Source organism: Pseudomonas sp. AP19, assembly GCF_001728855.1.
Taxonomy (GTDB): Bacteria; Pseudomonadota; Gammaproteobacteria; order Pseudomonadales; family Pseudomonadaceae; genus Aquipseudomonas; species Aquipseudomonas fluorescens.
Genome location: NZ_LXJP01000002.1, coordinates 376,064 through 398,095, shown reverse-complemented (window position 1 = coordinate 398,095; position 22,032 = coordinate 376,064). Strand labels below are relative to the sequence as shown.

Sequence of the window (22,032 nt, the reverse complement as noted above, 5' to 3'; positions counted from 1 at the left end):
GAAATCGAGGTTCTAATGGCGGCAGCGGACGACGCGCACCTGCTTGAACGGCTGCTCAAGGGCGAGCAACGGGCCTATAAAGAATTGGTCACGACCTACCAGAGCGCCATGCGCGCGGTGGCCTATGCGATTGTCGGGCAGCGTCACGCCGACGAAATCGTGCAGGACGCCTGGCTATCGGTGGTGCGCAACCTGGCCAAATTTGAAGGGCGCTCCAGCCTCAAGACGTGGCTGCTGACCATCACGGCCAACTCTGCCAAGGGTCGCTATAAACAAAATCGCCGGGAAGTATTGCTCGACGATTTGCCCTCGCCCCATGGCACCCTCGGTGACGATCGCTTCGTCCCCGACGATGGTCACTGGGCGGTCGCTCCCTATGCCTGGCACCAGGACACCCCGGAAGCCCTGCTGACCGAGGATGAGCTGCGCAAATGCCTGGAGCATACGTTGCTGAGTTTGTCGGAGTTGCAAAGCAGTGTGCTGGTGCTGCGTGAGCGCCAAGGTTTGGAATTGGAGGAGATTTGTAATCTTCTGACGCTCTCGCTCTCCAATGTTCGTGTGCTGTTGCATCGAGCACGGCTTAAAGTCTTCGCTACGGTGGAGCATTTTGAGGAAACGGGCGAATGTTGACCTGTAAAGAGCAAGTGGCGCGGTCCAGTGACTATCTCGATGGGCAATTGACCCTTCGTGAGCGTCTGCTGGTGCGTCATCACTTGATGTTCTGCCCTAATTGCCGGCGATTTATCCGTCAGATGCGCCTGATGCAGGCGACGCTGAAAATCATGCCGGAAGCGCCGGTGAAGGATGCTGATGCATTGGCTGAACGGCTCGCCGCCGAACGGCTGAAGGATCAGTAACGGCGGGGCAGAGGCAGACTCGCGTGGGTGAGTCGAACGGATGAGGGGGATCGCCCCACCCACGCAAAGCTGTTGAAACCACCTCGGGCCGTCCTGGCCCAAGGCTTGTTACACATATTTAGAACTTGGCTTCAGCATCCAACTGCAGGGTGTTGGTGTTGGCATCACGCTGGGTGCGGCTGGCGTAGTCAGCCTTGGTCAGGAAGTACGTGGCGCCAAGGGCAAAGTTCTTGTCGATGTCGTAGCTGACCTTCATCTTGTGACCGCGCGAGCCGGTGGTGCCGTTGGCAAAGTCCGAATCGGTGAAGGCGCCCACCACGGCGTTACGCTGGATATCGCGGTAGTTGTAGTCCAGGTTGAAGCCGAACACCTTGGACTTGGCACCGATCAACCACGCGGTGTCCTGATCGGTCACGGCATCGTTGTTTTTCACGTACTGGCCGTAGAACGCCAGGGGCACTGCCAGGCCGCCGATGTCAGCCTGGGCGAAACCTTCATACAGGCGGAACTCGTTGTCGGCCGAGTTACCGTTGACTGCCAGTGCGCACGGCGTGGTGGTCGTGGTGCAGCGGCTGTCCTTGTCGTTCTGGTAGGCGTAGACACTGCCGCCCAGGGTCATTTTCAGGTTGTCGGTGACCGAGAAACGCGTCCCCAACTGGCCGGATGTCAGGCGCAGGTCGTGACGAAATTGCACGCCGTCGCCGTCGACGTTGTCCTTGAGGTTGTAGTTACCCAGGCTGCCGAACAGCTCTGCGCTGCTGCCCAGTGGGTATTTGTAGGTGAGGGCCAGGCCTTCCGGGTTGATGTCGCTATCCCAGATCACATCGCCCATGTTCACCCACGGCTGCAGCATCTTGCCGCCGATCACGTGCAGGTTCTTGATCTGGTCCGGGTGGTAGTCGATGTAGCCCAGGTCCAGCCAGATCGACTTCTTGTCGAAATAGTTGTCCTGGTCCTGGTTGGTCGACCGCGCGTCGTCGCTGCTACCGGTGGCAATGCGAATGCCGGTGTCCACTTGCGAGTTGACTTCGGTGTACGCGCCGAGGCGGGCACGGATGCGCTGACGGTCCTTGTCACGGCCACCGTTGTTGGATTCGCCCTGAATCTTCACGGTTTCCTGACGGAAGCGCACGTCACCCTTGAGTTGGGTACGGGCGGCCCAGGCGAGCTTCTGGTCGAACACGCTCAGGTCGTTGGTTTTTTTCGCGGTGGCCGCGATCTGTTCGTTGGTCTCTTGTTGAGCTTGCTGTGCGATCTGCTTTTCTTTCTGGTCTTTGGCCAATTCCGCTTGCAGTTCGCTGTACTGCGCCGCAGTGATCTGGCCGTTGGCCTTGAGCATGTCGAGCAATTTAGCGTCGACTGCAGCGCTGACCGGAACGCTGAGGGCGAGCAACAGGCCGCCACACAGGACCGCCGCAGTTTTAGTGGAAGCAAGACGCATATCAATCTCCGAAAGTGAGGAGGGATGGCAAACCATCCAGGACACAACCGACCGATGACGGACGGAAAATAGCCGCCTGCTAGAACCAGGCGCTCTAAAAAACAGGCGTCAGTATCGCGATCACTTATGACGGGGGAGTGGCGAAGTGATGTCATACAGATGACAAATTATTTAATAACGGAACCAATTGTTTCTGGGTTTGTCGGGCTTGGTTTGAGGTGTGCCCGGCGCTGTGATAGGCGATACTCGCGAGGCTTTCACGCCAACCAACAGTGAGGATGCCGATGCCGTTGCAACGCCTGGACAAGCTGTCCGAAATCGCCCCCCATGTTTGGGATGCCCTGGTGCCGCAGGCTCAGCCCTTTGTGCGGCATGCGTTCCTGAGTGCCCTGGAAGACAGCGCCAGCCTTGGCCCGCAATCGGGCTGGCAACCTGAGCATTTGCTGCACTGGGAGGGCGATCACCTGGTGGCGGCACTGCCCAGTTATCGCAAGTGGCATTCCTACGGCGAATACGTGTTCGATCACGGGTGGGCAGATGCCTGTGAGCGCGCGGGCATTGATTACTACCCCAAGCTGCTGACGGCGGTGCCGTTCAGCCCGGTCAGCGGGCCACGCTTACTGGCGAGGAACGTCGAGGACGGTTTTGAGCTGCTGAACAGCCTGCCGGGCTACCTGGAAATCGAAGGGCTTTCCAGCGCCCACATCAATTTCACCGACCCGCTGGCCGACGATGCGTTGTCTCGACAACCGGGCTGGTTGCACCGTCTGGGCTGCCAGTTTCATTGGCAAAACCGCGGCTATCGCGACTTCCAGGACTTCCTCGACGCGTTGAGTTCGCGCAAGCGCAAACAGATGCGTAAAGAGCGCGAGCAAGTCGCGGGGCAGGGTATCGACTTCGAATGGCTGCAAGGCCATGAGTTGAGCGAGGCGCAGTGGGATTTTGTCTACGCCTGTTACGCCAACACCTACGCGGTGCGCCGCCAATCGCCCTACTTGACCCGTGCATTTTTCAGCCTGCTGGCCGAGCGTATGCCCGAGGCGATTCGCGTGGTGCTGGCCAAACAAGGTGCACGCCCGGTGGCCATGGCCTTCAGCTTGATCGGCGGCGACAGCTTCTACGGGCGCTATTGGGGCTGCCTGGCGGAGTTTGACCGCCTGCATTTCGAAACCTGCTTCTACCAGGGTATGGATTACGCCATCGCCGAAGGCCTGCAACGTTTCGACGCGGGCGCTCAGGGCGAGCACAAATTGATTCGCGGGTTTGAGCCGGTGATTACCCGCTCATGGCATTACCTGCGCCATCCGGGGTTGAAGAGTGCTGTCGAGGATTTTCTGGAGCGCGAGCGCGTGGGGATTCTGGCGTACGCCGAAGAGGCGAGGGCAGCCCTGCCTTATCGGCAGGGCTGAACTCGTTCAGAGGGGGGCTTGCCCGGGCCCCTGCGCATTAATCGATACCGACAAACCCGCCAGTCTGGTGCTGCCACAACCTGGCATACAGCCCACCCTGGACGAGCAACTCGGCATGGCTGCCCGTCTCGGCGATCTGGCCTTTCTCCAGCACGACCAGCCTGTCCATCCGTGCAATGGTCGACAGCCGGTGCGCAATTGCAATCACCGTCTTGCCCTGCATCAGGGTTTCCAGGCTTTCCTGGATCGCCGCTTCCACTTCCGAGTCCAGCGCCGAAGTGGCTTCATCCATGATCAGAATCGGCGCGTCCTTGAGCAACACCCGTGCGATGGCGATGCGCTGGCGTTGCCCGCCGGAGAGCTTCACGCCGCGCTCGCCCACGTGGGCATCCAGGCCGGTACGCCCTTCGGCGTCTGACAGCAGCGGGATGAACTCATCGGCGCGGGCCTTGCGGATGGCGGCGGTGAGTTCCTCGTCGGTGGCATCCGGCTTGCCGTACAGCAAGTTGTCACGGATCGAGCGGTGCAGCAGCGAGGTGTCCTGGGTGATCATGCCGATCTGAGCGCGCAGGCTTTCCTGGGCGACCTCAGCGATGTTCTGGCCATCGATCAGGATGCGCCCGCCTTGCAGGTCGTACAGGCGCAGCAGCAGGTTGACCAAGGTCGACTTGCCTGCACCGGACGGGCCGATCAAGCCGATTTTTTCCCCGGCCTTGATGTTCAGGTTCAGGCCACCAATGATCCCGCTCTGCTTGCCGTAGTGGAAATCCACCTGTTCGAAACGCACTTCGCCATGGGGCACGTTCAGGCGTGGGGCGTTCTCGCGGTCGGTCACCGCCAGCGGCGCCGCGATGGTTTTAAGACCGTCCTGCACCATGCCGATGTTTTCGAAAATACCGTTGACCACCCACATGATCCAGCCAGACATGTTGACGATCCGAATCACCAGGCCGGTGGCCAGGGCAATCGCGCCGACGGAGATCAGTGACTGCGTCCACAGCCACAATGCCAGGCCGGTGGTGGTGACAATCAACAGGCCGTTCAAGATGGCGATCGTCACGTCCATGCTGGTGAGCACGCGGGCGGCCAGTTGGGTTTTTTCGGTTTGCTCGATGATCGCTTCCTTGGCGTATTCCTGCTCATTCTGCGTATGGGCGAACAGCTTCAAGGTTGTGATGTTGGTGTAGCCATCGACAATGCGGCCCATCAACTTGGAGCGCGCCTCGGAGGAAATCACCGAGCGTTCCTTCACGCGGGGCACGAAGTAGCGCAGTGCAACGCTGTAACAAATAATCCAGGTGATCAGCGGGATCATCAGCCGCCAGTCGGCCTCGGCAAACAATACGAGCGAACTGATCGCATAGATCGACACGTGCCAGATGGCTTCCGCCGTCGCCACCGCCGAGTCACGCAAGGAGTTGCCGGTTTGCATGATGCGCTGGGCGATGCGCCCGGCGAAATCGTTCTGGAAGAAATTCAGGCTCTGCTTGAGCACGTAGCTGTGGTTTTGCCAACGGATCAGGCTGGTCATGCCCGGGTTGATGGTCTGGTGCACCAGCAAGTCATGCAGGCCGTTGAAGATCGGGCGCAGCAGCAGGGCGACCACGGCCATCCAGATCAACTCGGTGCTGTGGATCTGGAAGAAGTTGGCGGGCGGCGTGCCCTGGGCCAAGTCAATGATGCGGCTCAGGTAGCTGAACAACGCCACTTCGATCAGCGCGCCGATCAGGCCCACCACCAGCAAGGCAGCAAAGCTTGGCCACACCTGGCGCAGATAGTAGAGGTAGAAGGGCAGGACTTTGTCGGGAGGGGCGGCGCTCGGGGCGTCGCGGAAGATATCAATCAGTTGTTCAAAGCGACGATAGAGCATTAGGTTGACGCCCGCCTGGCGGGCTCTCCTGTTCAAATATGCGCGGTGCCTTGTGAGCACCGCACGGAGCTGCCTGCAGACCTCAGTCGATGCGTTTGGCCGACTTGATCAAAACAGGATCGATAGGCACGTTTTGCATGCCCTGCTTGGTGGTGGTCTGCGAGTTGACGATGACGTCTACCACGTCCATGCCTTTGACGACTTTGGCGAACACGGCATAACCGGCGTCACGGCCCGGGTCGAGGAACGCATTGTCGGCCACGTTGATGAAGAACTGGCTGGTGGCCGAGTTCGGGTCATTGGTGCGCGCCATCGACAGGGTGCCACGCACGTTATGCAGGCCGTTGCTGGCTTCGTTCTTGATGGGTTCGTCGGTCGGCTTCTGCGACATCTGCGCGGTGAAACCGCCGCCCTGAACCATGAAGCCCGGGATTACCCGGTGGAAAATCGTGTTGGTGTAGAAGCCCTTGTCGACATAGGCCAGGAAGTTCTTGGTGCTGATCGGCGCCTTGACCGGGTCCAGTTCGATTTCAATGTTGCCATTGGTGGTGGTGATCAGAACGTGTGGCGCCTTGGCCGGCTCGGCGGCCATCAGGTTGGCGGCGAACAAGACAGAACCGGCAAAGAAGGCGATTTTTTTCAACATGGGTCAGTGATCCTGGGTAGTGGTTTCGACGGTCTTTAGAAAATCGAGCAAGGTAGCGTTAAAGACATCGGGTTGATCCAAGGGCATGGCGGGAATCCTCGATCACCACCAGCCGCGCATCGGGCAGCAGTTTTACATAGATTTCTTTCTGCGCCACGGGGGTGTAGTCATGGTCGGCGCTGATGACCAGGGTTGGACAGGTAATTCTGGAAAGTTGTTCCTGCACGCCCCAGCCCACAATCGCGTCGAAGCTGGCGAGATAAGCACGTTTGTCGTTCTTTGCCCAGCGCTCGGCCATCTTGCGACGCAGGTCATGTTGCTCCGGCTTGGGGAATAATCGGTCACCCAGCGCCTTGCCGATGGTCGACAGGCTAAGCAGTCGCGCCAGGCTCCAGCGCTTGGCCCATTGCCAATAGTCATCGGCACTGCGCACTTTGACTTCGGGTGCGCTGTTGACGATGCACAGGCTCTTGACCTGGGCGGGTTCATCCACGGCGAACTGGAAGGCAATCATGCCGCCCATGGACAAGCCCACCACATGGGCCGGTGGCAGGTTCAGGTGTTCGGTCAAGGCGCTCAGGTCGGCAGTGAAGCCTTTGATGCTGTAGCGCTCGCGCGGTTTGTCGGAACGACCATGGCCGCGTACATCCACTACGATCAGGCGGTAATGCCTGGCCAGCACTGGAATTTGCAGCTCCCAATCCAGGCTGCTGGAACCCAGGCCGTGGATCAGAATCAGCGGGTTGCCGTGGCCATATTCCTCGTAATGCAGGCTGCATCCTTCATGGTCGAACCAGGCCATGCACGAACTCCGTTTCAGGCTTGCTGGGGGGCGGCGAAAGGCGCGTCCAGAGGGGCGGTGTCAAAGGTGCGCAGCAACTCCACAAGAATCTGCGTGGCCGGGCCCAGGGGTTTGTCCTTGTTCGCATACAGGTAGAACGTCGGGTTGCGGCTGCCGCCCTTTTCCAAGGGTAGCTGCTTGAGCAGGCCTTCGTTGAGTTCGCGCTCAATCATGTGCCGGGGCAGCCACGCAAAGCCCAGGCCGCTGCTGACAAAGGCGGCGGCGGTGGCCAGGCTGCCGACGGTCCAGCGTTGTTCGGCGCCGAGCCAGCCGACGTCTCGCGGCTGCTGGCGGCCGGAGTCGCGGATCACCACCTGCATCTGGCTCTCCAGGTCCTGGAAACTCAACTCGCGGTTCAAGCGATGCAGGGAATGCTCGGGGTGAGCCACGGCGATAAACTCGACATCGCTCAGTTCTGTGCCCAGGTAGCCCGGGATGACGAAGCTGCTGACGGCCAGGTCGGCCACGCCCTCCATCAATAGCTCTTCAACGCCTGACAGCACCTCTTCACGCAAGCGCACGCGACACCCACGGCTTTGCGGCATAAAGGCGGTCAGCGCGCGTACCAGGCGCGCATTGGGGTAAGCGGCATCCACCACCAGCCGCACTTCGGCTTCCCAGCCTTGTTCCATATGGTGGGCGAGGTCTTCCAGTTGGCTGGCGTTTTTCACCAGTTGCCGGGAGCGGCGCAACAGCACTTCACCGGCTTCAGTGAGCACCGCCTTGCGCCCGTCGATGCGTAGCAGCGGCACGCCGAGCTGGTCTTGCATGCGCGCCACGGTGTAACTCACCGAGGACTGCGAACGGTGCAGCGCTTCAGCCGCCTGGGCGAAGCCACCATGGTCAACCACGGCCTGCAGCGTGCGCCATTGATCAAGGGTAACGCGGGGCGCTTTCAAGATGAGCTCCTCTTGTCCTAAGCTGGCAGTCCTTATTGGAGACTGCCGAATGAGAAAATTCTGTTGTGTGCTGCTGGCGCTGCTGCCATTGACGGCGTTTGCCTATACCACCGATGTTTCCAAAGATATTCAGGGGGTGAAGATTGATTACAGCGCGTCCGATATCGACAGCACTATCAGCTCGATTCGGTTGACCAACTACGGGGCCAACGACGCGGTGTGCAAAATGGTCTTCACCAACGGCCCGGAGGCGCCCCGTGCGCGTAAAGTTACGGTCGAGGCGGGCAAAAGCACCAACACCACGGTCAATTTCAGCCGGAGCATTATCAAAATGCGCATCAAGCTGACGTGCGCTCCAAAATAACGCAGCAGCGGAGCATGCCCACAGCAATACTCCGCTTATAAACAAATTTCTAGATGGGTTGTAGCAGTTTTTTGCGCTTTTTTATCGAATCGGCCCTGGCTAATCTTTTCTCCATCGCCTTACAGCATTTGCAGATGGAGCCTACCGAGCCATGTCCAACGTTCTGATCATCGAAAGCAGCGCCCGCCAGCAGGATTCGATCTCTCGCCAACTGACCCAGCAGTTCATCAGCCAATGGCAGGCGGCTTACCCAGCGGATCAGATCACCGTGCGTGACGTGGCGCTGAACCCCGTGCCGCACCTGGACACGCATCTGCTCGGCGGCTGGATGAAACCTGCCGAACAGCGCAGCGCGATCGAACAGGCTTCCCTGGACCGCTCCAACCAATTGACCGACGAATTGCTCGCCGCCGACGTGCTGGTGATGGCTGCGCCGATGTACAACTTCGCTATCCCCAGCACCCTCAAAGCCTGGCTGGACCACGTGTTGCGTGCCGGTGTGACCTTCAAGTACACCGCCACCGGCCCCCAGGGATTGCTGCACGGCAAGCGCGCGATTGTGCTGACCGCTCGCGGCGGCATTCATACCGGCGCCAGCTCCGATCACCAGGAACCGTACCTGCGCCAGGTCATGGCCTTTATCGGGATTCATGACGTCACGTTCATTCATGCCGAAGGGGTGAACTTGAGCGGTGACTTCCAGGAAAAAGGCCTTAACCACGCCAAGGCGTTGCTGGCGCAACTTGTGGCATGAACCGAGTCAACGGTTAATCGTCACATAATCGCCGGGTGTTTATATCGCTTCACGCAAACCCTTCAAGTACGCGTATCGAACCTCCCTTTGCACTTGTTGCTCCTGAGTGCTCCTACCCGACTGCCGCTATAGCGAGGTCGGGTTTTTTTTGCCCCGAGTTCCGTCAAACACCGAAAACCCTTAAAGTCGCGCCCATTCGAAACGAGGCGCGCATGGGCTATCTACTGGTTGTCACCCTGATTCAGGCATTTTCCTTCAGCTTGATCGGCGAATACCTCGCCGGTCATGTCGACAGCTACTTCGCGGTGCTGGTGCGCGTGGTGCTCGCCGGGCTGGTGTTTATCCCGCTGACCCGCTGGCGCTCGGTAGAACCCAGGTTCATGCGCGGCATGCTGGTGATTGGCGCGCTGCAGTTCGGCGTGACCTATGTGTGCCTGTACCTGAGCTTTCGCGTGCTCACCGTGCCGGAGGTGTTGCTGTTCACCATCCTCACGCCGTTGCACGTGACCCTGATCGAAGATGCGCTGAATCGACGCTTCAATCCTTGGGCGCTGATCGCGGCACTGGTGGCGGTGGGCGGCGCGGCTGTGATCCGTTTCGACCAGATCACCCCGCACTTCCTTGGTGGCTTCCTGCTCCTGCAACTGGCCAACTTCACCTACGCGGCCGGGCAAGTGATGTACAAGCATCTGGTGGCGCGTTATCCGAGTGATTTGCCGCACTACCGGCGGTTTGGCTACTTCTACCTGGGCGCGTTGATCGTGGTGTTGCCGGCATTCCTGCTGTTCGGCAAAGCCGACTTCCTGCCGCAAGCACCACTGCAATGGGGCGTGCTGGTGTTCCTCGGATTGGTCAGCACCGCGCTGGGTATGTACTGGTGGAACAAGGGCGCTTGCCTGGTCAATGGTGGCACCCTGGCGGTGATGAACAACCTGCATGTGCCGGTGGGGCTGTTGCTGAACCTGTTGATCTGGAACCAGCACGAGCCGCTGGGGCGCTTGGCGTTGGGCGGCTTGGTGATTCTGGGGGCGGTGTGGATCAGTCGGTTGGGCGCACGCCAGGAGGCGATCCTGCGCTGAATGCCTGCGGGGGCGGGCAAACCCGCTCCCACAGGCGAAGGGTGGCCTTATACCGCGCTGCGTTCGAGCGCAGGCACATGACTGGCGCCCAACACCGCGGGCAATACGCCTGCGCGTAAATCATTGCCGCTTGGCTGTTGATACACGCTCAAGCCGAACTCCGGCAACACCGCCAGCAGATAATCAAAAATATCCCCCTGGATACGCTCGTAATCGGCCCACGCCGTGGTGCGGGTGAAGCAGTAGATTTCCAGCGGCACGCCCTGGGCGGTGGTTTGCATCTGGCGCACCATGCAGGTCATGTTCGGCTGGATGTCCGGGTGGCTTTTCAGATACGCCAGGGCATACGCGCGGAAAGTGCCGAGGTTGGTCATGCGGCGGCGGTTAGCCGACAGTTGCGCGCTGTTGCCTTGGGCTTCGTTCCAAGCCTTGAGTTCGGCCTGCTTGCGGCTGATGTAGTCAGTGAGCAGGTGCACCTGGGTCATCCGCACTTCTTCATCGTCGCGCAGGAAACGCACGCCGCTGGCGTCGATGTGCAGGCTGCGCTTGATACGGCGCCCGCCGGACGCCTGCATACCGCGCCAGTTCTTGAACGACTCGGACATCAGGCGCCAGGTCGGGATGGAAACGATGGTCTTGTCGAAGTTCTGCACCTTGACCGTGTGCAGGGTGATATCCACCACGTCACCGTCGGCGCCGACCTGAGGCATTTCGATCCAGTCGCCGACCCGTAACATGTCGTTGCTGGTCAGTTGCACGCTGGCGACGAATGACAGCAGGGTGTCCTTGTACACCAACAAAATCACCGCCGACATCGCACCCAAACCGGACAGCAGCAACAAGGGCGAGCGGTCGATCAGGGTGGCGACGATGATGATCGCGGCGAACACGAACAGCACCATTTTCGTCAGTTGCACGTAGCCCTTGATCGAGCGGGTGCGGGCATGTTCGGTGCGTGCGTAGATATCCAGCAAGGCGTTGAGCAGGGCGCTCACCGCCAGCGTCATGAACAGGATGGTGAACGCCAGCGCCACATTGCCGATAAACAACGTGGCGGTTTTGCTCAGGCCCGGTACCAGGTACAGGCCGAACTGAATCACCAGAGATGGCGTCATCTGCGCCAGGCGATGAAAGACTTTGTTGTGCCGCAGGTCGTTGAGCCAATGCAGCGCCGGTTGCCGGCCGAGCAATTTGACGGCGTGGAGAATGAGGTAACGCGCTACCCGTCCGAGCAGCAGGGCCACCACCAGTAGAACCAGCAAACCCAGGCCGGAATGCAGCAACGGGTGTTGGTCGAGGGTGCCCCAAAGGTCTTGGAGGTTGAGCCAGAACTGTTTGATATCCATGTGCGAAACCGATTCTTCTGTAAGACAACACGGGCCGATTAGAGCATTTAAGTGCGACAAAGTTGGTTTTACGGACAAATGTCTTAACAAAAAAGCAGCTGATTCACGCCGTTCGCGTAAAGAAACTCGGTTTGGACGCCCGAAACCGTTACCCTATGCAGCTGATATTTTGTATTTCTTCGAGGTAGCACCCGTGTTTTCCCAATTCGCCCTGCACGAACGCCTGCTCAAAGCCGTGGCCGAGCTTAAATTTGTCGAGCCTACGCCTGTGCAAGCAGCGGCCATCCCGCTCGCGCTCGAAGGGCGTGACCTGCGGGTGACGGCTCAAACCGGGAGTGGCAAGACCGCCGCTTTCGTTCTGCCGATTCTGCACCGCCTGATTGGCCCGGCCAAAGTCCGCGTCAGTATCAAGACCCTGATCCTGCTGCCGACTCGCGAGCTGGCCCAGCAGACCTTGAAGGAAGTGGAGCGTTTCTCGCAGTTCACCTTCATCAAGTCCGGCCTGATCACCGGCGGCGAAGACTTCAAGGTCCAGGCCGCGATGCTGCGCAAAGTGCCGGACATTTTGATCGGCACCCCAGGCCGTATGATCGAGCAACTCAACGCCGGCAACCTTGACCTCAAGGAAGTCGAAGTGCTGGTGCTTGACGAAGCCGACCGCATGCTCGACATGGGTTTTGCCGACGATGTGCAACGCCTGGTGTCCGAGTGCGTCAATCGCCAGCAGACCATGCTCTTTTCCGCCACCACCGGCGGTTCGACCCTGCGCGACATGGTCGCCAAGGTCCTGAACAACCCTGAGCACCTGCAGGTCAACAACGTCAGTGACCTGAACGCGACTACGCGTCAGCAGATCGTCACTGCCGACCACAATGTGCACAAAGAACAGATCCTCAACTGGCTGCTGGCCAACGAGACCTATCAGAAAGCCATCGTGTTCACCAATACCCGCGCTGCTGCTGACCGTATCTACGGTCGTTTGGTCGCGCAGGACTACAAGGCCTTCGTGCTGCACGGTGAGAAGGACCAGAAGGATCGCAAGCTGGCCATCGACCGTCTCAAGGCCGGCGGCGTGAAAATCCTGGTTGCCACCGACGTGGCTGCGCGTGGCCTGGACGTGGATGGCCTGGACATGGTCATCAACTTCGATATGCCACGCAGCGGCGATGAATACGTGCACCGTATCGGCCGTACCGGGCGTGCCGGCAACGATGGCCTGGCGATCTCGCTGATCTGCCACGGCGACTGGAACCTGATGTCGAGCATCGAGCGCTACCTGAAGCAGTCGTTCGAGCGCCGCACCATCAAGGAAGTCAAAGGCACTTACACCGGGCCGAAGAAGGTCAAGGCGTCGGGCAAAGCCGTTGGCGTGAAGAAGAAAAAAGTCGACGCCAAGGGCGATAAGAAGAAGGCCGGCGCCAAGTCGCCAACCAAGCGCAAGATCGCCAATCGGCCGAAGACCGACAACCTGTCGCTCGTCAGCAAGGACGGCATGGCGCCGCTCAAGCGCCGCAAGCCAGAAGCGCCTGCTGCCGAGTAAGGCGGCGCTGCTATAAAAAAACCGGACGATGTCCGGTTTTTTTTTGCGTCAGCTTTTGGTCTCGGCAGCGGCTTTAGCGAGGTCTTTCAGGCGTTGATCGATCAATTGGCATTTGTCGGGTAGATCGGCAGCTGTTGTGTCCATGTCCATTTTCTGCAGCTCAGCATTTATTTCTTTGGCCTTGGTGGGGTTTTGTTTGGTGAGCTTGGTCACTTCCTGGGCCAGTTGTTCGCGTTTCGCCGTGGCTTCTTCGGGTGTGCACGCCCAGACGGGCAGGGCGGTCATCAACGTGGTGGCCAGGGCCAGGTTCTTCAGGGTATTCATGGTCGGACGTCCTTGGCAGTGATGTTCAGTTGAGGGGGCGAACGTCTGGAAAGTTCAGAGAAATGACGCCCGTCCATTCGGCTGAACGGCCAGTGACGGGGCCTGTCACACCTTTAGACGGGCTGCTTTTCCAACGGCCTGCAGGAGGAATCAGGATGACGACTTACAACTGGGATTTGATCGAGCGTCTGCTGCATGAAGTGCAGAATGGCGAGGGCAGCTTTGCACCGCGTAAATACGCCGAGCAGGAAGCGGCCGAAAAGGCCACGGCGGGCGAGTCCACCGGCAATCTGGACACGCTGAAAAAGACCGCTGCCGATTACGAAGCGCTGCTGTTCAAGCGTGGGTTTATTGAATCGCGGCCGGAGGAGGAGGGCGGCAATGGTGAAAACTTCATCTTGACCGCTCGCGGCGCACAGCTGCTGGCGTTGATTGACAGCTCCATACCGGGCAACGATCACCCGCGCCAGGTGCTGGATGATCAGGCGGATGCGTTGGAGCCGGCCACGTTTGATGAAGTGGCCTCAAAGGCGCAGATTGCTTGATTTAACAGGCGCTGTATGACCCTGTGGGAGCGGGCAAGCCCGCTCCCCCATTGGGTTGTATGCAGATCAGGTATTGCCGACGGCCTTTAGGCATTTAAGTGCCTTGAAATCGCTACGCACACCCTCAATTTTCTGCGTCAGCTTAATGCGCTGCTGCACCGTGCTTTCGGCCATCAGGTCGACAATCAGGCTGCGCGCCGCCGTTTCCGTCTGGGCATAGGCGACCTTGTATTGCGCGGTCCACAGGCTTTCTCGAGCCATCAATAGCTGCTGCATCTTCTGTGGGAAGTCCGCGCTCTGACGCTGTTGCACCGCGGCGATAAATTGCGCCTGCCAACGGGCGCGGTTGCCGATCCACTGCTCGTTTTGCTCACCGAGGCTAATGGACCAAGCGGTGACTCGACTCTGCTGGCTCGCACTGAGCGGGCCCATCCAGGCGTCCAGGCGCTTGCTCATGCGTCGGGCGCGCTCTTTGATCTGCTGTTCCAGTGGCGGCTTAAGGTATTCATCCTGGCGCTTACGCAGGTCTTTGGCGAGGGCGTCGCTCATGTCCTTGACCTGCTGATCATCCAGGCCTTGAAGCAATTGGATGGCCGACGGTGTGATTTCTTGCGCCACCTCGGCAATCGCCTGCTTGGCTTCGACGGTGCGGGCCTGCAGCGCGGCATCGGTGACCTGGTTGTTGTCGACCATCTGTTGCAGGCGATCAAGCCAATCCAGGTAGCCTGGCAATTGCGTGGTGCAGTGCCAGGCCAGGTGTTGCTTGAGGGTGTCGTTGAACCAGCTCTTCTGCCCGGCATTCATGTCCAGGTAGTCGCTGAGGGTCCAGGGGATAATCACGTCCAGGTTTCGGTAGGCGAGGCCAACACGATTGCAGCCGGCGAGTACCAGGCTCAAGGTCAGCAGTACCACCAGAAGTTTGAGCCGACGCAGCATGGGCAGGTCCTTGTGCAGATGGGGTTCATGCATGTGAACCTGCGCTGGGCGCGACAGTTCAGCCCATCAATAAAACGACCGCGCGGCCTTCAAGGTCAACAGCCCATCGCATTGCGAATTATGTCCTGAGTAGGCTGAGCAGCTCCCACCGCTGAGGCTGGAGTCGCTGTAGATCAAGTCCAGGTCGACGCCTTTCCAGGCGCGGGAGAACTGTACCGACCAGTCGCTGAAGCTGCTGATGGAACCGCTTTCCACCGAGGCCGGGGTGCCCAGTTGATGAGTGGTGTACTTCATGCTGACGCCGATGCCGAACGGTTGCGTGCCGCCCAGATCGGCAAAGAGCGTGCTGTCCTGGCGATCCGGGTCGTTGCTGAAGGAGACGCCGAAGCGATTGCCCAGCAGGTTCAGGCCGCCATAGAACTCCTGGCTGTCCAGAGGGCTGAGCTTGGGGTAGCTGTAGTGGATCATGCCCACTTCGTAGCCCAGGGTTTGGTCGAAGGGATGTTTGAAGCCCAGGTAGGAATCGACTTCGAGGTTGTTGGCGGATGAAAGCCCCATGTTCGGTGAAAATTGGCCGAAATACAGACCGCTGTCGTGGCTCAGGTCCAGCCCGCCGTGGAACGAATCGCTACCGGGCGAGGTGGGTTTGACCAGGCCCTGAGCCATGCTGCGACTTGGCGTGGTGCCCAATTTCAGGTCGAAGTCGCCTAGTTCGCGCTGAAATATCTGCGCCTGCGCAAGGGGGCTGGCCGCAAGGGCAACGATCAGAAAAAAGCAGGGCTTGAGCAAGCTTCACTCCATGAAAAGCGAGGAGCAGTGACAGGGGGAATCGGGCAGATGCCCGTACTAGACGTGTGCAAGCATACCGGCGAAAGCTGGGCGGTGAGCCCCGTTCGTCGATTAGCGCAATACTGTGTGATGCAGAGAGGGTGTCTCGGGCTCTAGTCCTAGCGCCTTGAAGACAAGACGCTTAGGGACCAGGTGTAATGCGCGGGTGTTACTTCTTGCCCAGGCTGATCTGCTTGGACGGGCCGAAAGTCTGGCCGCTCACGCCCTTGGCAATTTGCTGGATTTCGCCGCCGGACTTGAGGAACGCAGCAATCTGGCTGTTGATCGATTCGCTGGTTTCAACGGCTGGAGCTGGCTTTGCTTTGCTGTTGGATGCTTTTACGCGCATGGCGGCCACTAACCTGTAGAAAATTAACTTGGCCAGGCATCGTACAGGAAATACTTGACAATTGCTTGGTAAATATCCCCCGGGAATAAGCGAGGCGCTCATATTCAGCCGAAGTTGGGCGTTGAAATAACCCGCTAACTTACTGTTTTAACTGGAAACCATAGGGCGGATGGGCACTCGTCGCCGGTAAAATTGAATTGACTGATCTGACGAGCGGAGCGCTGCCAGTAAAACGCCACGCCAGCCCTTGATTTTTCAGGCGGGCGCGCGTGCCGAGCGCAACTCGGGTAGAATGCTGCCCACGTAACGAGGGTATTTGGAAATGGCTTTAGTCGGGCGCTACAACAGCTTGCAAGTGGTTAAACACACTAACTTTGGTTTGTACCTGGACGGTGCGCAAGATGGCGAAATCCTCTTGCCCAATCGGTATATCCCAAAAGATATTCCCAGTGAAGATGAAGACTGGCTTAACGTTTTCATTTATCTGGACAGCGATGACAAACTTATCGCGACGACTGAGAAGCCGAAAGTTCAAGTCGGCGAATTTGCCAGTTTGAAAGTAGTGGAAGTCAACAGTATCGGCGTATTCCTTGACTGGGGTTTGCCCAAGGACCTATTGCTGCCGTATTCGGAAGAAAAACGTCAGCTGACCGCCGGGGAATACTGTGTCGTGCATGTCTACCTCGACAAGCACACCAAGCGCATTACCGCCACTGCGCGGCTGGACCGCTACCTGGACAAGACGCCTGCCAACTACGAGGTAGGCCAGGAAGTCGACCTGCTGGTGGCTGAAGCCACGGACATGGGCTTCAAGGCGATCATCAACAACAAGCACTGGGGCCTGATCCACAAGAACGAAGTGTTCAAGTTCCTGCGCCCGGGCAAGGAAGAGAAAGGCTTTATCAAAGAGATTCGTGCCGATGGCAACATCAGCCTGAGTCTGCAGCCGGTCGGCCAGGAAGCCGCCTCCAGCCTGAACTCGAAGATCCTCGCCAAATTGCGTGAAAACAACGGCACCTTGCCGGTCAGCGATAAAAGCGACCCGGCGGTGATCAGCAACTTGTTCGGCGTCAGCAAAGGCAACTTCAAGAAGGCCATTGGTGCGCTCTACAAGCAGGGTCAGATCGTGATTCATGCCGATCGCATTGAACTAAGCTAAAGGTGGTTTGCTCTTCTGTAGGAGCAAATGTGCTCCTGCAGAGGTGGTGTGAATGTCCAAAAAATCGTTGTTCGCCTATCTCGGCACCTTGCTGGCTTTCCTGGTGCTCGACGGCCTCTGGCTCGGCGTCCTCATGGGCCCGACCTACAAGTCCCTGCTGGGTTCGCTGATGCTTGATCAGCCCCGTCTGTTGCCCGCCGTGTTGTTCTATCTGCTTTATGTCAGCGGTTGCGTGGTGTTTGTCGTCCTGCCAAGCGGCAGTTGGCAGCGTGCTGCGCGCCTCGGTGCCTTACTGGGGTTGGTCGCCTATGGCACCTACGATTTGAGCAATTGGGCCACGTTGCAAGGCTGGTCCGCAGGCCTGGCGATCATGGACATGGCCTGGGGTACGTTTCTGACGGCCGCGTGCTGCACTGTCGGCTATCTGTGTGCACATCGGGTGCGCGATTGATTGTGTACAGGATTCATGTGCACCGTTGCTGAGCGTAATCCCCGTCTTTAAATGGTTGTGAAGCCCTTTGGAACATAGTTTCAAGGGGATTGTGTGCCATTGGCACGCATTCTGCTGAATGCCTCGTATACAAACCATGCCGCCTCCCGTATGCACCCTGTTACGGGAGCGCAGGCCGGTATTTCGAGGAGCCAAGCGATGACCGAACAATTGCCCAAAGGCTACAGCCCGCGCCTGTACAACCAGGACTTGGGCCCACTGCCGCAAAAATGGACGTGGTACAACATTTTCGCCTTTTGGATGAGCGACGTGCACAGCGTCGGCGGCTATGTATTCGCCGCCAGCCTGTTCGCCCTTGGGCTGGCCAGCTGGCAGGTGCTGATCGCCTTGCTCGCGGGTATTTGCATTGTGCAATTGATCGCCAACCTGGTAGCCAGGCCGAGCCAGCAAGCTGCGGTGCCGTACCCGGTTATCTGCCGGCTGGCTTTTGGTGTGTTCGGCGCAAACATACCGGCGGTGATTCGCGGTCTGATCGCGGTGGCGTGGTACGGGATTCAAACGTACTTGGCGTCGAGCGCCTTGATCATCGTAGTGCTGCGCTTCTTCCCTCAAATGGCGGTGTATGCAGAACCGCATTTCGCAGGCTTGTCCTACTTGGGCTGGTTTGGTTTCCTCAGCTTATGGGTGTTGCAGGCTGCCGTGTTCTGGGCCGGCATGGAATCCATCCGCCGCTTTATCGACTGGGCGGGCCCGGTGGTCTATGCGGTGATGTTTGCCCTGGCCGGCTGGATTGTGTGGAAGGCGGGCTGGGCGAATATCAGCTTTACCCTTGCGGAAAAATCCTTGTCGGGCTGGCAGGCGGTTGGCCAGGTCATTGTGGCGACGGCGCTGGTGGTGTCTTACTTCTCCGGGCCTACGCTGAATTTCGGTGATTTCAGCCGCTACTGCCGCAGCATGCAGGACGTGCGCCGCGGCAATTTCTGGGGGTTGCCGGTGAACTTCCTGGCATTCTCGCTGGTGACGGTCGTGATCGTTTCGGGCACCTTGCCGGTGTTTGGCGAAATGCTGCACGACCCGATTGCCACCGTTTCGCGCATCGACAACAGCATGGCTGTGTTGCTCGGTGCCTTTGCCTTTGTGACGGCGACCATCGGCATCAATATCGTCGCCAACTTCGTGTCACCGGCGTTTGACTTCGCCAACGTCGCGCCGAGCAAAATCAGCTGGCGTGCCGGTGGCATGATCGCCGCAGTGGCCTCGATCTTTATCACACCGTGGAACCTGTTCAACAACCCGCTGATGATCCACTACACCCTGGATATCCTCGCCGCCTTCATCGGGCCGCTGTTCGGAATCCTGTTGGTGGATTTCTATTGGGTCAAAAAACAGAAAATCGATGTGGATGCGTTGTTCGATGACAGCCCGAGCGGGCGCTATTACTTCGATGGTGGCGTGAACTGGACGGCGGTCAAAGCGCTGCTACCGGCGACGCTGGTGGGCGTCGCGATCACCTTCACCCCGGCGTTGCAGGGCATGGCCAACTTTGCCTGGTTTACCGGTTGCTTTCTGGGTGGGCTGTTTTTCCTGATCCTGGCGCGGCGAGAACAGGTTCGCGTACCCGCGCCGATGGTTGCTGGCTGACAGCAGTGGCAGGGCGCAGTAACACCGCGCCCGCCACCAACAGACCTGTACCTGCAATCACCAGGGCCGGTTGCAGGCCGCCGCTCAGATGACTGCTCACCGAGGCCAGCAGCGGCCCGCCCAATTGGCCGATGGCGAAGCTCGCTGTCAACAAGCCGGTGCTGCGTGGGTAGCCGTGGGGCGCGACGTCCCGCAAACGCTTCATCACCAGCATCATGCACGCCAGGAACGGCGTCCCGCACAACAACACCCCCAGGGCCAGGCCCCAGCCGTTGCCGAGTAAGCAGGCGAACACGCCGGCCGCTTGCAGCCACAGGGTTGTCATCAGCCAACGACGGGTGGTGTGTGGGTGATGGCGGCGCAAGCTCACCACCACGACCCCGATTGCGGCAGCGAGGCCGAAGCACGGCCAGAACAGATCGGCTTGCCACGCCCCTTGGAATTGCGCGCTGGCCATCTGCGACAGAAAGGTCGCCGGGATGATGTAGCCCAGACCGTACAGGCAATAAATCCAGCACAAATGCACGATGCTTTCGTTGCTGCCCGTGCGGGTGGAAGTCGGTGCAACCGTCGTCGTCGGTTGAGGCAAGAACGGCAGGATTGCCAGCAGCATGACCAGTGCCACCATGCCATAGACGAGCCACAATGTGGCAGAGCTTTGCCCCAGCAGGTTCGAACCCAGGGCCAGCAAACCGGTCAGCACAATCCCCAGCCCCGGCCCGGCAAACACCAAGGCCCCCAGGCGTGGGCGCCCGGCGTCAATCGCCAGCGGCTGGCTTAAACTGGTAATCATCACCAGCGCCCAGGCACTCGCGACGCCCGTTCCGAAGCGCAGCAGCAGATGGGGCCAGAACCCCTGCGCCCAATACGACGCCAGCGTCAGCAGTACGCACAACCACAGCCCGCCATACAGGCGCCCGCGCACATGATGATGGCTGCGGGCAAACATCGAATCCACCGCACCGACGAAGTAGCCGAGGTAGTTGGCAGCAGCAATCAGCCCGGCGCCGGTCAGGTCGATCTGCCCCTCGCTGAGTAAATGCGGCATTTGCGGGGTGAGGGCGAAACGGCCAATGCCCATGGCCATCATCAAGGCGATAAAGCTGGCGAGTAAGCGAATCAGCGGTGACATGTTCAGGTTTCCTGCACGCAAGCGAAGACCTTCAGGCTAAAGCGGATTGACTTTCTGTAAAAATGAATAATAGTGAGTAACTTGTTCAGTTTTGGAGAAAGGTATGGAGTTCAGTCAATTGCGCATTTTCCAGGCCGTGGCGGAAGAGGGCTCCATCACCCGTGCGGCCGAGCGCCTGCACCGGGTGCCGTCGAACCTGTCGACGCGGCTCAAGCAAATGGAAGAGCAGCTCGGTGTGGAACTGTTTGTTCGCGAGCGTCAGCGGTTGCAGCTTTCTCCGGCTGGCAAAGTGTTGTTGGACTACAGCACCCGTCTGATCGCGCTGCACGATGAGGCCTATGGCGCGGTTCAAGGCGGTCAGCCGGCCGGCGATTTTGTGTTGGGCAGCATGTACAGCACCGCCGCCATTCATTTGCCAAAATTGCTGGCGCGCTATCACAAGGCTTATCCCATGGTGAACCTGCAAGTGCAGTCGGCGCCCAGTGGTGAACTGCTGGAAGGCCTGATTACCGGGCGCTTGGATGCGGCGTTGGTGGATGGCCCGCTGACCATTGCCACGTTGGACGGGGTGCCGCTGTGCGAAGAACGCCTGGTGATCATTTGCGAAGCCGATCATCCGCCGGTACGCGGGCCCCAGGATGTTGCCGGCCGCTCGGTGTTCACTTTCCGACGCAGTTGCGCCTACCGCACACGCCTGGAGACGTGGTTTTCCCACGAGCGGGTGGCCATGGGCAGGGCGATTGAGATCGAGTCCTACCAAGGCATGCTCGCCTGTGTGATCGCAGGCTCCGGTGTGGCATTGATGTCCGAATCCATGCTCGACAGCTTGCCAGGCAAGGACAGCGTGTCCGTTCATCCGCTGACAGGGCCTTTTGCTACTGCCACCACCTGGCTGATGTGGCGAAAGGGTATGCTCGGCGCTAACCTCAATGCGTGGATTGACCTGCAACAGGCAGGTCAAACCGGGTTTTTGCAGGACGCGCGCGCCATTGCCTGAACGATCCGGACTGATTTGGATCAATTCAGTAATAGTTCGTTGTGGTTTCGTTCAAGCATTACGTAGGACTTAGAGCTACTATCACTGTAGGAAAAGGCGACAGAATTCCCGCCGACCCGCATTACCCGCAAAGGGGGCAACCATGAAAGAGAAAATCCAGAACTGGCTCCATGACCTCGGCGTTGCGCTGGGCCTGATTGAGCCCCCGCTGCAACCGGTGCCGATTCGCACGGATGACGAGCAGCGCCGTCCACGTCGCCGCTAAGCGTACGGCTGATTCAGTTTAAATGTGGGAGCGGGCTTGCTCGCGAATCCGGTGTATCAGTCGGTAAAAAGTTGACTTGTACCCTGCATTCGCGAGTGAGACCGCTCCCACAGTTTTTTTGCGCAATGCAAAGAAACTGGGTGCGACATCCGACGGCGCGCCTGCGGTAGAAATCACTCTAAATCCCCTATCCCCCTAGTCGCCGGCGCCACCGACACGGCTGCCGGCGCGACAACACATTCGCCAATCCAACCGCCAGAGTGATTTACACAATCGTCCAATGCTCGCTTGTCAGTTCGGCATTGCGTTTATGTGTAGGAATTGGACTGCCTAGCTATCAGAAACGGCTGGCTTATCTC

General features: G+C 59.1%; 23 protein-coding genes and 1 pseudogene. 13 read left to right on the top strand and 11 right to left on the bottom strand.

What is annotated here, in order from left to right; genetic code table 11:
• The first annotated feature begins 15 nt into the window (after nucleotides 1–15).
• Both A7D21_RS03760 and A7D21_RS03755 read left to right on the top strand, forming a co-directional pair.
• Complete coding sequence (locus tag A7D21_RS03760; RefSeq protein ID WP_053257399.1) at nucleotides 16–630, top strand: RNA polymerase sigma factor; 615 nt, start codon at nucleotides 16–18, stop codon at nucleotides 628–630.
• On the top strand, nucleotides 624–857 hold the full coding sequence (locus A7D21_RS03755) for an anti-sigma factor (RefSeq protein ID WP_053257398.1): 234 nt from the start codon (nucleotides 624–626) through the stop codon (nucleotides 855–857). Before A7D21_RS03760 ends, A7D21_RS03755 begins: the two co-directional genes overlap by 7 nt.
• Nucleotides 858–975: 118 nt before the next feature.
• On the opposite strand, the gene A7D21_RS03750 is transcribed toward A7D21_RS03755, so the two are convergent.
• The gene (locus A7D21_RS03750; protein WP_053257397.1) at nucleotides 976–2,298 is read right to left on the bottom strand and encodes a putative porin; all 1,323 of its coding nucleotides are present in this window, start codon (nucleotides 2,296–2,298) and stop codon (nucleotides 976–978) included.
• Nucleotides 2,299–2,582: 284 nt separating this feature from the next.
• On the opposite strand from A7D21_RS03750, the gene A7D21_RS03745 reads away from it, so the two are divergent.
• A complete protein-coding gene (locus A7D21_RS03745) occupies nucleotides 2,583–3,707 on the top strand; it encodes a GNAT family N-acetyltransferase (protein ID WP_069551095.1) in 1,125 nt (374 codons plus the stop codon).
• A gap of 37 nt (nucleotides 3,708–3,744) precedes the next feature.
• On the opposite strand, the gene A7D21_RS03740 is transcribed toward A7D21_RS03745, so the two are convergent.
• The 4 genes and pseudogenes from A7D21_RS03740 to A7D21_RS03725 form a co-directional block, all read right to left on the bottom strand.
• Complete coding sequence (locus tag A7D21_RS03740) at nucleotides 3,745–5,577, bottom strand: ABC transporter ATP-binding protein (protein ID WP_069551094.1); 1,833 nt, start codon at nucleotides 5,575–5,577, stop codon at nucleotides 3,745–3,747.
• An 82-nt stretch (nucleotides 5,578–5,659) separates the two neighbouring features.
• The gene (locus tag A7D21_RS03735) at nucleotides 5,660–6,223 is read right to left on the bottom strand and encodes a peptidylprolyl isomerase (RefSeq protein WP_069551093.1); all 564 of its coding nucleotides are present in this window, start codon (nucleotides 6,221–6,223) and stop codon (nucleotides 5,660–5,662) included.
• 3 nt (nucleotides 6,224–6,226) lie between these two features.
• Nucleotides 6,227–7,025, bottom strand: a pseudogene (locus A7D21_RS03730) (alpha/beta fold hydrolase).
• A 14-nt stretch (nucleotides 7,026–7,039) separates the two neighbouring features.
• Entirely contained in the window at nucleotides 7,040–7,963 is a 924-nt protein-coding gene (locus A7D21_RS03725; RefSeq protein WP_069551092.1) for a LysR family transcriptional regulator, read from the bottom strand.
• A 49-nt stretch (nucleotides 7,964–8,012) separates the two neighbouring features.
• On the opposite strand from A7D21_RS03725, the gene A7D21_RS03720 reads away from it, so the two are divergent.
• From A7D21_RS03720 to A7D21_RS03710, 3 genes are all read left to right on the top strand, one after another.
• Entirely contained in the window at nucleotides 8,013–8,327 is a 315-nt protein-coding gene (locus A7D21_RS03720; protein ID WP_053257391.1) for a hypothetical protein, read from the top strand.
• Nucleotides 8,328–8,478: 151 nt separating this feature from the next.
• Nucleotides 8,479–9,081 carry an FMN-dependent NADH-azoreductase gene (locus tag A7D21_RS03715; RefSeq protein WP_053257390.1) on the top strand — a complete coding sequence of 201 codons (603 nt, stop codon included), beginning with the start codon at nucleotides 8,479–8,481 and terminating at the stop codon, nucleotides 9,079–9,081.
• Nucleotides 9,082–9,293: 212 nt separating this feature from the next.
• On the top strand, nucleotides 9,294–10,160 hold the full coding sequence (locus A7D21_RS03710) for a carboxylate/amino acid/amine transporter (protein ID WP_069551091.1): 867 nt from the start codon (nucleotides 9,294–9,296) through the stop codon (nucleotides 10,158–10,160).
• Nucleotides 10,161–10,207: 47 nt separating this feature from the next.
• Here A7D21_RS03710 and A7D21_RS03705 read toward each other — a convergent pair whose 3' ends face one another.
• Complete coding sequence (locus A7D21_RS03705) at nucleotides 10,208–11,506, bottom strand: mechanosensitive ion channel family protein (protein WP_053257388.1); 1,299 nt, start codon at nucleotides 11,504–11,506, stop codon at nucleotides 10,208–10,210.
• A 193-nt stretch (nucleotides 11,507–11,699) separates the two neighbouring features.
• Between A7D21_RS03705 and A7D21_RS03700 the strand changes: the two genes are divergently transcribed.
• Entirely contained in the window at nucleotides 11,700–13,046 is a 1,347-nt protein-coding gene (locus A7D21_RS03700) for a DEAD/DEAH box helicase (protein ID WP_069551090.1), read from the top strand.
• Between the two features lie 48 nt (nucleotides 13,047–13,094).
• On the opposite strand, the gene A7D21_RS03695 is transcribed toward A7D21_RS03700, so the two are convergent.
• A complete protein-coding gene (locus A7D21_RS03695) occupies nucleotides 13,095–13,370 on the bottom strand; it encodes a hypothetical protein (protein ID WP_069551089.1) in 276 nt (91 codons plus the stop codon).
• Between the two features lie 155 nt (nucleotides 13,371–13,525).
• Here A7D21_RS03695 and A7D21_RS03690 point away from each other — a divergent pair, with 155 nt between their 5' ends.
• Nucleotides 13,526–13,915: a transcriptional regulator gene (locus tag A7D21_RS03690; protein ID WP_069551088.1), complete on the top strand. Its 390-nt coding sequence runs from the start codon at nucleotides 13,526–13,528 to the stop codon at nucleotides 13,913–13,915.
• A gap of 66 nt (nucleotides 13,916–13,981) precedes the next feature.
• Here the strand turns inward: A7D21_RS03690 and A7D21_RS03685 are convergent, their stop codons facing one another.
• The 3 genes from A7D21_RS03685 to A7D21_RS03675 form a co-directional block, all read right to left on the bottom strand.
• On the bottom strand, nucleotides 13,982–14,851 hold the full coding sequence (locus A7D21_RS03685) for a DUF6279 family lipoprotein (RefSeq protein WP_069551113.1): 870 nt from the start codon (nucleotides 14,849–14,851) through the stop codon (nucleotides 13,982–13,984).
• A 66-nt stretch (nucleotides 14,852–14,917) separates the two neighbouring features.
• Entirely contained in the window at nucleotides 14,918–15,640 is a 723-nt protein-coding gene (locus A7D21_RS03680) for a TorF family putative porin (RefSeq protein WP_053257384.1), read from the bottom strand.
• A 208-nt stretch (nucleotides 15,641–15,848) separates the two neighbouring features.
• Nucleotides 15,849–16,028: a hypothetical protein gene (locus A7D21_RS03675; protein WP_003193095.1), complete on the bottom strand. Its 180-nt coding sequence runs from the start codon at nucleotides 16,026–16,028 to the stop codon at nucleotides 15,849–15,851.
• Nucleotides 16,029–16,350: 322 nt separating this feature from the next.
• Here A7D21_RS03675 and A7D21_RS03670 point away from each other — a divergent pair, with 322 nt between their 5' ends.
• From A7D21_RS03670 to A7D21_RS03660, 3 genes are all read left to right on the top strand, one after another.
• Entirely contained in the window at nucleotides 16,351–17,187 is an 837-nt protein-coding gene (locus tag A7D21_RS03670) for a S1 RNA-binding domain-containing protein (RefSeq protein WP_069551087.1), read from the top strand.
• 52 nt (nucleotides 17,188–17,239) lie between these two features.
• Nucleotides 17,240–17,638: a DUF2177 family protein gene (locus A7D21_RS03665; protein ID WP_053257382.1), complete on the top strand. Its 399-nt coding sequence runs from the start codon at nucleotides 17,240–17,242 to the stop codon at nucleotides 17,636–17,638.
• 198 nt (nucleotides 17,639–17,836) lie between these two features.
• Nucleotides 17,837–19,279, top strand: a complete 1,443-nt coding sequence (locus A7D21_RS03660; RefSeq protein ID WP_069551086.1) for an NCS1 family nucleobase:cation symporter-1 — start codon at nucleotides 17,837–17,839, stop codon at nucleotides 19,277–19,279.
• On the opposite strand, the gene A7D21_RS03655 is transcribed toward A7D21_RS03660, so the two are convergent.
• Entirely contained in the window at nucleotides 19,191–20,411 is a 1,221-nt protein-coding gene (locus A7D21_RS03655) for an MFS transporter (RefSeq protein ID WP_069551085.1), read from the bottom strand. The two genes, A7D21_RS03660 and A7D21_RS03655, sit on opposite strands and share 89 nt — an antisense overlap.
• 103 nt (nucleotides 20,412–20,514) lie before the next feature.
• Between A7D21_RS03655 and A7D21_RS03650 the strand changes: the two genes are divergently transcribed.
• Nucleotides 20,515–21,408, top strand: a complete 894-nt coding sequence (locus tag A7D21_RS03650; RefSeq protein ID WP_069551084.1) for a LysR family transcriptional regulator — start codon at nucleotides 20,515–20,517, stop codon at nucleotides 21,406–21,408.
• Nucleotides 21,409–21,550: 142 nt separating this feature from the next.
• Nucleotides 21,551–21,673, top strand: a complete 123-nt coding sequence (locus A7D21_RS36120) for a PA1414 family protein (RefSeq protein ID WP_003193089.1) — start codon at nucleotides 21,551–21,553, stop codon at nucleotides 21,671–21,673.
• The last annotated feature ends 359 nt before the right edge of the window (nucleotides 21,674–22,032 follow it).